The organism is Bradyrhizobium sp. CCBAU 11357, assembly GCF_028128865.1.
Classification (GTDB): domain Bacteria; phylum Pseudomonadota; class Alphaproteobacteria; order Rhizobiales; family Xanthobacteraceae; genus Bradyrhizobium.
This window is the reverse complement of the sequence record NZ_LBJW01000107.1, coordinates 236,893-249,110: the sequence shown is the minus strand read 5'-3', so window position 1 is coordinate 249,110 and position 12,218 is coordinate 236,893. Positions and strand designations below refer to the sequence as shown.

The window sequence follows — 12,218 nt, the reverse complement described above, 5'->3', positions numbered from 1 at the left end:
TCGATGGTGCAGGAGCTTCGGTCATCGCGGAACGCGTTGCGACTGGGAACGGGGATCGCGCTCGCGTTATCGATTGCGCTGGCGTCTGTCTCGCCGGTGGCGGCGCAGTCATTCACGGACCGCTTCAAGAGCCTGTTCGGCGGCAAGTCCGACGAGCCGGCCGAGCCGAAGCCGGCGCCTGCGCCCGGGCAGCCGGCCGAAGACGACCTCGATTGCCCGCAGGTCACGGTGCGCGCGGGGGCCTCGACCTACGCGGTCGGCGCCAGTGGCAAGCCGGCCGTCGGCAATGACATCCGCTTCCAGGCCTCGATCACCAAGATGGCGCGCGAATGCTCCCGCAGCAGCGCCGGCATCACGGCCCGGATCGGCATCCAGGGCCGCGTCATCGCCGGTCCCGCCGGTGCGCCTGCCTCCGTCGAGGTGCCGCTGCGCATCGCCGTCGTGCAGGGCGGCGTCGGCGAGAAGGTGATCGCCTCGAAGGCCTACCGGACCACGGTCGCGATGTCGGAAGGCGGCAGCGTGCCCTTCACCTTCGTCGCCGAGGATCTGGCCTATCCGACGCCGGCGCCCGCCGTCGCCGATAACTACATTTTCTATGTCGGCTTCGACCCGCAGGCGCTCTCGCCGGAGCCGAAGGGGCGGAAGAAGAAGTAACCTGAGGTCTTGCGGCAATCTCAGCTGTCATTGCCCGCGAAGGCGGGCAATCCAGTATTCCAGAGGCCGCGGTGCTTGAACCGAGAAACCTCGGCGTACTGGATCACCCGCCTCCGCGGGTGATGACACCGCGACTGTGGATGCTGTTACCCGACAAACAAAAAAAGCCGGCGCTCGTCGCGCCGGCTTTTTGATTGGGTGAGGCCAATCCCTCAGTTCAGCTTCTGCCTGACTTCGTTGATGCCCTTGGCGAGCAGGTCGTCGGCGATCTGGCCCTTGACGGACTGCGACAGGATCGTGGAGGCGGCCTGGACGGCGGCTTCCGCGGCTGCGGCGCGTACGTCGGCAAGCGCCTGGGCTTCGGCCAGCGCGATCTTGCTCTCGGCGGTCTTGGTGCGGCGGGCGACGAAGTCTTCCATCTTCGCCTTGGCGTCGGCAGCGATGCGCTCGGCTTCGGCCTTGGCGTTGGCGATGATGTCGGCGGCCTCGCGCTCGGCCGTGGCACTGCGCGCCTTGTAGTCGGCGAGCACCTTGGCCGCCTCCTGCTTGAGGCGCGCGGCGTCGTCGAGCTCGGCCTTGATGCGGGCGGCGCGATGATCGAGCGCGGTCATCGCCGACTTGAAGACGCCGAGATAGCCGAACACGATCATCAGGATCACGAAGGCGACGGCGACCCAGGTTTCAGGATCGAAGAACATCTTTGGCTAACCCTTCAAGGACGCGTCAACGGCGGCATTGACCGACGCGGCATCCGGAATGACGCCGGTGAGCTGCTGCACGATCTGGCCTGCCGCATCCGCCGCGATGCCGCGGACGTTGCTCATGGCGGCCGTGCGGGTCGAGGCGATGGTCTTCTCCGCCTCGGCGAGCTTGGCCGTCAGCTGCTCTTCCAATGCCTTGCGTTCGGCGTCCGCCTGCGCATTCGCCTTGTCGCGGGATTCGTTGCCGATCGCCTGCGCCCGCGAACGCGCCGAAGCGAGCTCGCCTTCATAGGCCTTCAGCGCAGCTTCGGACTGGTCCTTCAGCTTCTGCGCCTCGGTGAGGTCACCCTCGATCTTGTTCTGGCGTGCTTCGATCGCACCGCCGACCTTCGGCAGAGCGAGCTTGGACACGATCACGTAAAGCAGGACGAAGAAGATCGCGAGCGACACCAGCTGTGAAGCAAAGGTGCTGCTCTCGAACGGCGGAAAGCCGCCGCTGTGATGACCGCCATCGGCTTCGGTGTGGGCACCCGCCGCCGGTCCTTTTGCCCCGCCATGACTCTCGGCCATGGAGTACTCCTGTTGCTGTCACGCGCCGCTTCGGACGAAGCGGCGCGGAAGAAGTCGTTCCTTTAGAAAACGAACAGCAGAAGCAGCGCGATCAGCAGCGAGAAGATGCCGAGCGCTTCGGTCACGGCGAAGCCGAAGATCAGGTTGCCGAACTGGCCCTGAGCGGCCGAGGGGTTGCGAACGGCCGCGGCGAGGTAGTTGCCGAAGATCACGCCCACGCCGACGCCCGCACCGCCCATGCCGATGCACGCGATGCCCGCGCCGATAAGTTTTGCTGCTGCCGGATCCATTTTAGACTCCTTGGAAGAAAGATTGGGTTGTGGGTGGAAATTCCCCGGACCGCTCAGTGTCCCGGATGAATGGCGTCGTTGAGGTAGATGCAGGTCAGGATCGCGAACACGTAAGCCTGCAGGAACGCGACCAGAATCTCGAGAGCGTACAGCGCGACCGTGAGCGCCAGCGGCAGCACGCCGCCGACCCAGCCGATGGCGCCGAGCGAGAAGCCCAGCATGGCGACGAAGCCCGCGAACACCTTCAGCGCGATGTGGCCGGCCAGCATGTTGGCGAACAGACGAATGCTGTGCGAGACCGGCCGCAGGAAGAACGATAGAACCTCGATGAACATGACCAGCGGCAGGACGTAGCCGGGGACGCCGTGGGGAACGAAGATCTTGAAGAACTTCACGCCGTTCTTGGCGACGCCGTAGATCAGCACGGTGAAGAAGACCAAGAGCGCCAGCCCGGCGGTGACGATCAGATGGCTCGAGACCGTGAAGGTGTAGGGGATGATGCCGACCAGGTTCGAGACGCAGATGAACATGAACAGCGAGAAGATCAGCGGGAAGAACTTCATGCCTTCCGCGCCGGCCGTCGAACGGATGGTCGAGGCGACGAACTCGTAGGAGATCTCGGCGACCGATTGCAGGCGCCCGGGAACCAGCTGCGAGCCGCTGGCAAGCATCAGCAGCGAGATGATCGCAACCGCGACCAGCATGTAGAGCGACGAATTGGTGAAGGCGATCGTGTGATTGCCGATATGGCCCAGGGTGAAGAGAGGCTCGATGTTGAACTGGTGGATCGGATCGATTTTCATCGGCGCGGCATCTCTTGGTCTGCCGGGCATGCCGGCGGGTCTCGGTCTGCCGGCCGGGCCGGCCCGTACCGGCGAGGCCGGCACGATCATTCCTCTCCTGGTGGGACCAGCTTACGAACCACCGCGCCTGTTTTGACCCGCGCCTGCCGATCTCACCACATTCACCACGCCGGCGACGAAGCCCAGCAGCAGGAACACGATGAATCCGAAAGGCGACGTCGACAGCAAACGGTCGAACCCCCAGCCAATCCCCGCTCCGACAGCGACACCGGCGACCAACTCGGAGGATAACCGAAAACCAAGCGCCATCGCCGAGGCTCTGGCCGCTTTGTCTCCATCGTCACCTGCGGGTTGCTCGGTCTTGGCCCTGCGGTCGCGAAATTCGGACAACCGCTGATCAAGATTTCCGAGCCGATCGGAAAGCGCGGCTTCCTCGGACGATCTATCGCGATCTCCATCTTCGCCGTGTCCCGTGCCCTGTGTCATGCAACGAAGACCCGAAACGCTGAATGGAAATTACGCCCGTCACCCTCAAAAGCCGCGCGGACCATACTGATGGCCCATAATCAAGTCAAGCCAAGTCACGATTGCGTCGCTTTCAATTATGTCCTTGATTTTCTTGACGATATTGACGCGCGCAGAAGCGCTGCACACAGCGTGACGCCGCACCGCAGCAGGTCTGCTCATGATCTTCGGATGCAGCCGTGCTTTCGCCGCGCCGGTGGGATCAAAGAAGCCGCCGCGTTCGTTGATTTCAGGGGCGGGTTTTTTGGCGGCGGATTGCCGGCTGAAGGGTGTAGAATTGCACATCAGCGCCGGGGCGGAGACAATGAAGAGATCTGCGACGTCATCCACGACATCATGGCTCGCGGCGGCGGCCGCGGTGATGGTCGTCAGCGGCGGCCTCGTGGCCGCGCAATCCGCGCCCGACGGCGAAAATGGCCGCTACAGCATGACGCCCATTCCCGAGGGCGTGCTGCGGCTCGACACGCGCACCGGCACGGTATCGACCTGCACCAAGAACGGCGCCGGCTGGGCCTGCTACACAGTGCCTGACGAGCGGACGGCACTCGATGCCGAGATCGGCAGGCTCCAGGCCGAGGTCGAGAAGTTGAAGGCACAGCTCGCGGCGGAGCCGCCGGTGTCGGGCAAGATCGACGAGGCGCTGCCGAAATCCGATCAGCTCAGGAAAGCCGAGCCCAAGGTCGCCGAGGGCGAGCGCAAGATCGAGATCCCGCTGCCGAGCGACAAGGACGTCGACCGCGTGATGTCGTTCCTGGAAAAGGCCTGGCGGCGGCTGATCGACATGGCCAACCGCGTGCAGAAGGACGTGTCAGGGAAGATTTGACGCGCGACGAGCTGCCGTAGGGTGGGCAAAGGCGTTCTTACGCCGTGCCCACCATGCCTCTACGACAATGAAGGAAGACGTGGGCACGGCGCTTGCGCGCCTTTGCCCACCCTACCGCAGTGTTCGATCAATCGAGACCCGCCATGACTTCAGCCAGATCCGTCACACGCTCCGCACCGTCGTCGGTGCAGGCTACCACCGTCACATCGTCGCTGCTCACCGTGCAGACGCCTGGCCGCGGCTTCACCGATCTGACCAGCGAGGCCGCGAAATTCATCGCCGAGGCGCACGCAGGTGAGGGCGCGTTGACGCTGTTCATCCGCCACACCTCGGCCTCGCTGACGATCCAGGAGAACGCCGACCCTTCGGTGCTCGTCGATCTCACCACGGCCCTGTCACGGCTCGCACCGGAGAACGCCGGGTGGATCCATGACACCGAGGGACCCGACGACATGCCGGCCCACGTCAAGACCATGCTGACGCAGACGTCGCTCCAGGTCCCGGTCCTGGACGGCAGGCTCGCGCTCGGCACCTGGCAGGCGATCTATCTGATCGAGCATCGCAGCCGCCCGCATCGCCGTGAGATCGTGCTGCAATTCATCGGCAGCAACCGGTAACCAGACAAAGCAAAACCGGCCGCGGAGACCGCGGCCGGTTTCGTGTCGTCGATCTCTGCTTCGGATCAGGTCGCCTTGATGTCGACGTCCTTGGTCTCCGGCAGGAACAGGAAGCCGATCACCACGGTAATCGAGGCGAAGATGATCGGGTACCAGAGGCCGGCATAGATGTCGCCGGTCGAAGCCACGATGGCGAAGGCGGTGGCGGGCAGGAGGCCGCCGAACCAGCCGTTGCCGATGTGGTAGGGCAGCGACATCGAGGTGTAGCGGATGCGGGTCGGGAACAATTCGACCAGCATCGCGGCGATCGGGCCGTACACCATGGTGACGAACAGGACCAGGATGAACAGCAGGCCGATGATGGCCGCCACCTGCGGACGGAAGATGTCGAGCGGATGCGACATCTTCACGATGCCGGCGTCACCCGGCTTGGGATAGCCAGCCGCCTGCACCGCGGCGAGAACCGCCGGGTTGCTGTCCTTGGCGTTGGCGTAGGGCACGTCCTTGCCGTTGACCACGACCTTCACGCCCGAGCCGGCCGGACCCGGCGTCGTCGCGTACTTGACCGACGATTGCGACAGGTAGGCGCGCGCGGTGTCGCAAGGCGCGGTGAAGACGCGGGTGCCGACCGGGTTGAACAGGTCGCCGCAGCCGGCGGGATCGGCCACCACCTCGACCTTGACCGACTCGATCGCCTTTTCCAGCGCCGGATTGGCGTTGGTGGTGATCATCTTGAAGATCGGGAAGAAGGTCAGCGCCGCGATCAGACAGCCGCCGAGGATGATCGGCTTGCGGCCGATCTTGTCAGACAGCATGCCGAACACAATGAAGAAGCCGGTGCCGAGCAGCAGCGACCAGGCGATCAGAAGGTTGGCGGTATAGCCGTCGACCTTCAGGATCGATTGCAGGAAGAACAGCGCGTAGAACTGGCCGGTGTACCAGACCACGCCCTGGCCCATCACGCCGCCGAGCAGGGCGAGCAGCACGAGCTTGCCGTTCTGCCAGTTGCCGAAGGCCTCCGTCAGCGGCGCCTTCGAGCCCTTCCCTTCCTCCTTCATCTTCTGGAAAATAGGCGATTCGTTCAGGCGAAGCCGGATCCAGACCGAGATGCCGAGCAGCAGCACCGACACCAGGAACGGAATGCGCCAGCCCCACGCTGCGAAGTCGGCCTCGCCGAGCGCGGTGCGGGTGAACAGGATCACCAGCAGCGACAGGAACAGGCCGAGCGTCGCCGTGGTCTGGATGAAGGAGGTGTAGAAGCCGCGCTTGCCGTTCGGCGCATGCTCCGCGACGTAGGTCGCCGCACCGCCATATTCGCCGCCGAGCGCCAGGCCCTGGGCGAGGCGCAGCGCGATCAGGATGATCGGAGCCGCGATGCCGATGGTGGCCGCGTTGGGCAACAGGCCGACGATGAAGGTCGACAGGCCCATGATCAGGATGGTGACGAGGAAGGTGTATTTGCGGCCGACGATGTCGCCGACGCGGCCGAACACGATGGCGCCGAACGGACGCACCAGAAAGCCCGCGGCAAACGCCAGCAGCGCGAAGATATCGCGGGTTGCCGGCGGATAGGCCGAGAAGAACTGCGCGCCGATGATCGAGGCGAGCGAACCGTAGAGATAGAAGTCGTACCACTCGAACACGGTACCGAGCGAGGAGGCGAGAATGACGAACCGTTCGTCCTTCGTCATCCCTCCCGCGCCTGCTTGAGACACAGCCATTGTCGACATGTTGAGTCGCTCCCCGAAATACGTTTCCTCGCGCCCCCAGAATGTCCGGACGTGCCGGATCAGCCCAGGTCTTGACCACAAGGTAACATCGGCGTGAAACCCGCCCCAATACGACTTTCGGCCTTGCGCACGGGCGCTGTGGTATCCGGCGCCGGTGCGCAAGCGCCGAGACCAGGGATTAACCCCTTTGCAGCAAAGGGATAATGTGCACTTGCATGCCACGGCCGCTCGGGGAAGAATTGACCCGCCCGGGATCTGTTCGCCGACCCGGCGCGAACGACAGCAAGAGAACGATGAACGCTCCTTCTAGCCATCTCGTCATCGCCGATGATCATCCCCTGTTCCGCGATGCGCTGCGGCAGGCGGTGGCGGGCGTTCTCCCCTCGGCCCGGATCGACGAGGCCGGATCCTTCGAGGATCTGACCAAGCTCCTGGAACAGACTTCCGAGGTCGATCTGGTCCTGCTCGACCTCTCCATGCCCGGGATCTCCGGCTTTTCCGGCCTGATCTATCTGCGCGCGCAATATCCGGCGATTCCGGTCGTCATCGTCTCGGCTTCCGACGACAGCGCCACGATCCGCCGCTCGCTCGATTTCGGTGCGTCCGGCTTCATCCCCAAGCGGTTCGGGGTCGAGACCCTGCGTGACGCCATCCTCAAGGTGATGGAAGGCGACATCTGGGTTCCCGCCGATACCGACCTCTCCGCCGCCGCCGACCCCGACATGACCCGCCTGCGCGACCGCCTGGTGACGCTGACGCCGCAGCAGGTTCGGGTCTTGATGATGCTGTCGGAAGGTCTCCTCAACAAGCAGATCGCCTACGAGCTCGGCGTCTCCGAGGCCACCATCAAGGCCCATGTCTCGGCGATCCTGCAGAAGCTCGGTGTCGAGAGCCGGACGCAGGCGGTGATTGCCGCCGCCAAGATCGCCGGCGGCCAGTGGAAGCAGGGCACGCCGACGGGGTAAGCCGCTACAGCGTGGTCAGAAGCAGGTTGGCCGCTCTGATATCCGCCGTCTCGGAGCCCTCGGCAAAGCCCTCGAGTGCCGTTTGGAGCGATCGCTTCGCCTCGTCGCGCTGCCCGCGCTCGGCAAACAGCCCGGCGAGATCGATCGTGGCGCGCAGCTCCCAGGCCGTGGCGCCTTGGCGGCGACTGAGATCCAGGGATTGCATCAAGTGAACCTCTGGTTGCTCGGCTCTCGGCTCTGGCAGGTGCAACAGGACCTTGGCCTTCATCCGCAGCAACTCGGGCATGTAGAGATGATCGCCGCTCTGAGCGACGAGCCGGATCGCATCTTCGATCAGGCGCGCGCTCTGCTCGATCTGTCCAAGCGCCAGCAAGCCATGAACCAGCGCGATGTTGAAGGTGGTGGTGAGCAATTCGTAGCCGGCCTCGTGGAGCTCGCATAGGCAAGCCTTGATCGTCTCGACGCCATGTGCGGCGTCTCCCCGCCGGATCGCCAGTTCGCCTTTCACGCCGCGGCCCACCACGAGATAGGGACCCATCGATCGAGATTCGGCATGCGCGATGAACTGGTCGATGCGCTGTTCCGCGCCGTCGAGATCGCCGTCCCAGAGCGAGATCGAGACCGCCCAGATCAGCGCGATGCAGAGCGTGATCGGATGCTCCATCTGCGCGGCTTCAGTCACCGTCTGTTGCGCCAGCTGCCGCGCGTCCGCGGGCCGGCCCTGCAACCAGAGTTCGCGCGCCAGCGTGATGCCGGCCCGGTTGCGATGGTCGAAGCCATGGATGGTGCTGATCCGTTCCGCGCCCGGCCCTTGCCATGCGACCTCCAGCATCTTCAGCGCGTCGCGGTGCTCGCCGGCAAGATGGAGCGAGACGCCGAGCAGCGAATGGGCGAGGACGATCGAGCCGGGATCGCCGAGCGGCTGCGCGACCGCAAGGCTCTGCTGCGCATAGCCAAGCGCGGCGTCGAACTGCCCCATCCGTTCGTGGAAGATATGCATGCGGCCGAGCAGTTGGAGCTGGTTCGGCGCGTCGCCGCGCGCCTCGGCGATCGCAAGGCTACGGCTCAAGGCCACGCGCGCCGCCTCGCTGCCGCCGCGCGTGAACATCAGGGTCAGTCCGAGGGCGGCCTGGATGTGCATTTCAGCGGCGCTGCCGCGCGCGGACGGGGTCATCGCAAGCAGTGCCCGTTCCGACCAGCGCCGGCATTCGATCAAGAGGGACATCGCGAGGAAGATCGGTGCTGCCGCGGCGGCGAGCGCAATGCCGGCGTTGGCGTCGCCGCCCGCGCCAAAACTCCAGTCCAGCGCGGCACGCACGTTGTGGAGCGCGGAGAAGTGAATCGCCCGTTCGTCGGCGTTCGGTGTTGCCGCCCATGTGCTGCCGGCCTGCTCCAGCCATCGCCGGTAGTAGGTCGCGTGGCGGGCGGCGAGCGCGGCGTCGTTCGGCTCGATCTCGAGCAGATAGGCGCGCGTGGTATCGAGCAGACGGTAGCGCATCATGGCGCCGATCGGCCGCGGCGCGACCATCGATTTGGCGACGAGACTGTCTATGGCAGCGAACAAGCGGGAGCGGTCGGCACGTTCATCCGGGACGACCTCGAGGGCCGCGTCGATGGTGAAGTGACCCACGAAGACCGCGAGCCTCCGCAGCACGAGGCGCTCGATGTCGGACAGCAGCCCATAGCTCCAGTCCAGCGTCGCCCGCAACGTCTTCTGCCGCGGCGGCGCGGTGCGCTGGCCCTGCCAGAGCAGATTGAGACGCTCGTCGAGCAGCGCGGCCGTCTGCTCCAGGCCGTAAGCTTCGACCCGGCCGGCGGCGAGCTCGATCGCCAGGGCCATGCCGTCAAGATTGCGGCAAATCCTCGCGATAGTCGCGGCGTTGGTATCGTCGAGCGTGATCTGCGCGCCGCCGGCCGTGGCACGTTCGAGGAAGAGCTGAAGTGCGGGATAGGTCTGCGCAGCCGCCGCGGTCAGCCCGGCACTGTCAGGCGGAACGGCGAGCGGCGCCAATCGATAGACCTGCTCGCCCTCGACGCGCAGGGCTTCGCGGCTGGTGGCGAGGATGTGGACATCAGGCGCAGCGTGGAAGATCGCCGAAGCCAGCGGTGCCGCGGCGGCGATGACATGCTCGCAATTGTCGAGGATCAGCAGCATCCGCTTGTCCCGGAGATGCGCGAGCAGCGCGGGCAGGGGATCGTCGGTCTCGGCCGGCAAGCCGAGCATCAGCAGGATCGAGGTGATCACGAGATCGGGATCGCTGAGCGCGGCAAGGTCGACGAAATGCGCGGCGTCGGAGAACGTCGCGAGCAGGTCGTGGGCGATCGCGACCGCGACGGCAGTCTTGCCGACGCCGCCCGGACCGACGATCGTGACGAAGCGGGAGGTGAGAAGCTTGTCGGAGATGGCGGCGACCGCCTGGTCGCGTCCGACCATCCGCTGCAGCCGGTTCGGCAGCTTGACCGGCGGCAATTCCATCGGCGGGGCCGAGCGCCGCGCGGCCGGAAGCTCCGTCTGCGAGATCGGCGCCACGAAGCAATAGCCGCGCCCGGAGAGCGTGGTGATGTATCGCGCGCCGTCCTTGCCGTCCCCCAGCGCCTTGCGCAGAGCGGCGATGTGAAAGCGTAGATTGGCCTCTTCGACGGTGATGCCGGGCCACACCAGGGCCATCAGATCCCATTTGCTGACGACCTCGTTCGGCCGCGACATCAGCGCGATCAGCGCGTCGAAGGCCTTCGCGCCCAGCGGCACCGCGACGCCGTCGCGCGTCACGAGCCTTTCATGTGGCGCTACGGTGAATGGTCCGAACGAGAGCCTTGGCCCGGCCGGCGTGGTCATCGCGAAATCTTGCTCATTTGCGAACCGGATAGCCAGAGGGCAGCCATCCGGCAAGGCCTGCGTTGCATCGGCATCAGACCACGTTTGCAGGCCTCGCAACAGCGTCTGCGCCGGCCTCACAATTTCTCACAAGTCCAAACGGGTTTCCGGAGCACGTCGCTGCTAGTCAGTTGCGCGACGGCAAGGAGCTCTCCATGACAGAAACGGCAAAACTGCTCTACACGGCTCGGACGCACACCAACGGCGGCCGCGACGACGGCATGTCGCGCAGTTCCGACGGTCGCCTCGACGTCAAGCTCTCGCCGCCGGGCGGGGCCGGCATCGGCACCAATCCCGAGCAGTTGTTTGCGGCCGGCTGGTCGGCCTGCTTCGAAGGCGCCATGGAACTCGCCGCGCGCAAGCGGAAGGTGATGCTTCCCAGGAAAAGCGCGATCGATGCGGAGATCGATCTCGTGCTCGACGAGGGTGCCTACTCGCTGAGGGCGCGCCTCAATGTCAGCCTGCCGGGGCTCGACCCCGAGATCGCACGCGGCATCATCGATGAAGCGCATCAAACCTGCCCCTACTCCAAGGCCGTCCGCGGCAACATCGACGTCACGGTCGCGCTGATCTGACGCACCATCATCAACCACGACGAGGTCACACCATCATGAAGCAGATCATCGATCAGCACCGCCGCCAGTTTCTCGGCATTGCCACGGGAGCCGCCGCCGTCGGTCTCGGCATGGTCGCGTTCGCTCGTGCCGAGACGGAACCCCAGCGAACCTCCGCATCGAATACATCCTTCGGCGCGATCAAGCAGATCGATGCTGGCGTTCTCAACGTCGGCTACGCGGAGGTGGGTCCCTCGAACGGTCCGGTCGCGATCCTGCTGCACGGCTGGCCCTACGACATTCACGCCTTCATCGACGTCGCGCCGCTCCTGGCGAAGGCCGGCTATCGCGTGATCATCCCCTATTTGCGCGGCTACGGCACGACGCACTTCCTCTCCAGCGAAACGCCGCGCAACGGCGAACCTGTGGCCATGGCCGCGGACATCATCGCGCTGATGGACAAGCTCGAGATCAAGAAGGCCGTGGTCGCCGGCTTCGACTGGGGTGCGCGCACCGCCGACATTATCGCCGCGCTGTGGCCGGACCGTTGCCGCGCGCTGGTATCGGTCAGCGGCTATCTGATCTCCAGCCAGGCTGCCGGCAGCGCGCCGTTGCCGCCGCAGGCGGAGCTGCAATGGTGGTACCAGTTCTACTTCGCGACCGAGCGTGGCCGCGCCGGATACGAGAAGTACACGCACGATTTCGCCAAGCTGATCTGGAAGCTCGCCTCGCCCCAGTGGAAGTTCGACGACGCCACCTTCAACAGGAGCGCGGCGGCGCTCGACAACGGGGATCATGTCGCGATCACGATCCACAATTACCGTTGGCGGCTCGGGCTCGCCCAGGGCGAGGCGAGATACGAGCACCTCGAAAAGAAGCTGGCCGCAGCTCCGCAGATCGAGGTGCCGACGATCACGATGGAGGGCGATGCCAACGGCGCGCCCCATCCCGACCCCAGCGCCTATGCCAAGAAGTTCTCGGGCCGATACGAGTTTCGCCTGATCACCGGCGGCGTTGGCCACAATCTGCCGCAGGAAGCGCCACAAGCCTTCGCCAAGGCCGTCATCGACGCCGACGGCGCCTGATCGTTCATGCAATGCCCCGGTCCAGC

Annotated in this window: 14 protein-coding genes; 6 read left to right on the top strand and 8 right to left on the bottom strand. The window is 65.2% G+C overall.

Annotated elements, in window-relative coordinates; genetic code table 11:
• Positions 1-3 precede the first annotated feature (3 nt).
• Positions 4-654, top strand: coding sequence for a hypothetical protein (locus tag XI05_RS26530; protein WP_271507254.1), 651 nt, complete (start codon positions 4-6; stop codon positions 652-654).
• Positions 655-866: 212 nt separating this feature from the next.
• On the opposite strand, the gene gspM is transcribed toward XI05_RS26530, so the two are convergent.
• The 6 genes from gspM to XI05_RS26500 all read right to left on the bottom strand — a co-directional run bounded on the left by gspM (position 867) and on the right by XI05_RS26500 (position 3,873).
• Positions 867-1,352, bottom strand: a complete 486-nt coding sequence (gene gspM, locus XI05_RS26525) for a type II secretion system protein GspM (protein WP_271507252.1) — start codon at positions 1,350-1,352, stop codon at positions 867-869.
• A 6-nt stretch (positions 1,353-1,358) separates the two neighbouring features.
• Positions 1,359-1,925, bottom strand: coding sequence for a F0F1 ATP synthase subunit B (locus XI05_RS26520; protein ID WP_271507250.1), 567 nt, complete (start codon positions 1,923-1,925; stop codon positions 1,359-1,361).
• Between the two features lie 62 nt (positions 1,926-1,987).
• A complete protein-coding gene (locus XI05_RS26515; RefSeq protein ID WP_018643436.1) occupies positions 1,988-2,215 on the bottom strand; it encodes a F0F1 ATP synthase subunit C in 228 nt (75 codons plus the stop codon).
• Between the two features lie 53 nt (positions 2,216-2,268).
• The gene (locus XI05_RS26510; protein WP_271507248.1) at positions 2,269-3,018 is read right to left on the bottom strand and encodes a F0F1 ATP synthase subunit A; all 750 of its coding nucleotides are present in this window, start codon (positions 3,016-3,018) and stop codon (positions 2,269-2,271) included.
• 111 nt (positions 3,019-3,129) lie between these two features.
• On the bottom strand, positions 3,130-3,504 hold the full coding sequence (locus tag XI05_RS26505; protein ID WP_025033499.1) for an AtpZ/AtpI family protein: 375 nt from the start codon (positions 3,502-3,504) through the stop codon (positions 3,130-3,132).
• 45 nt (positions 3,505-3,549) lie between these two features.
• The gene (locus XI05_RS26500; RefSeq protein ID WP_271507246.1) at positions 3,550-3,873 is read right to left on the bottom strand and encodes a hypothetical protein; all 324 of its coding nucleotides are present in this window, start codon (positions 3,871-3,873) and stop codon (positions 3,550-3,552) included.
• Between XI05_RS26500 and XI05_RS26495 the strand changes: the two genes are divergently transcribed.
• Positions 3,848-4,366: a hypothetical protein gene (locus XI05_RS26495; protein WP_442869318.1), complete on the top strand. Its 519-nt coding sequence runs from the start codon at positions 3,848-3,850 to the stop codon at positions 4,364-4,366. The genes XI05_RS26500 and XI05_RS26495 overlap by 26 nt on opposite strands.
• 143 nt (positions 4,367-4,509) lie before the next feature.
• A complete protein-coding gene (locus XI05_RS26490; protein ID WP_271507244.1) occupies positions 4,510-4,983 on the top strand; it encodes a secondary thiamine-phosphate synthase enzyme YjbQ in 474 nt (157 codons plus the stop codon).
• 65 nt (positions 4,984-5,048) lie between these two features.
• Here XI05_RS26490 and XI05_RS26485 read toward each other — a convergent pair whose 3' ends face one another.
• Positions 5,049-6,674: an MFS transporter gene (locus tag XI05_RS26485; RefSeq protein ID WP_271507242.1), complete on the bottom strand. Its 1,626-nt coding sequence runs from the start codon at positions 6,672-6,674 to the stop codon at positions 5,049-5,051.
• 332 nt (positions 6,675-7,006) lie between these two features.
• Here XI05_RS26485 and XI05_RS26480 point away from each other — a divergent pair, with 332 nt between their 5' ends.
• Positions 7,007-7,678 (top strand): response regulator transcription factor, encoded by a 672-nt coding sequence (locus XI05_RS26480; protein WP_271507240.1) that lies wholly within the window; start codon positions 7,007-7,009, stop codon positions 7,676-7,678.
• Positions 7,679-7,682: 4 nt separating this feature from the next.
• Here the strand turns inward: XI05_RS26480 and XI05_RS26475 are convergent, their stop codons facing one another.
• Positions 7,683-10,514 carry an ATP-binding protein gene (locus XI05_RS26475; protein WP_271507239.1) on the bottom strand — a complete coding sequence of 944 codons (2,832 nt, stop codon included), beginning with the start codon at positions 10,512-10,514 and terminating at the stop codon, positions 7,683-7,685.
• A gap of 194 nt (positions 10,515-10,708) precedes the next feature.
• Here XI05_RS26475 and XI05_RS26470 point away from each other — a divergent pair, with 194 nt between their 5' ends.
• A complete protein-coding gene (locus XI05_RS26470; RefSeq protein WP_271507238.1) occupies positions 10,709-11,128 on the top strand; it encodes an organic hydroperoxide resistance protein in 420 nt (139 codons plus the stop codon).
• Between the two features lie 35 nt (positions 11,129-11,163).
• Positions 11,164-12,192 carry an alpha/beta fold hydrolase gene (locus XI05_RS26465; RefSeq protein WP_271507237.1) on the top strand — a complete coding sequence of 343 codons (1,029 nt, stop codon included), beginning with the start codon at positions 11,164-11,166 and terminating at the stop codon, positions 12,190-12,192.
• Positions 12,193-12,218: the final 26 nt, after the last annotated feature.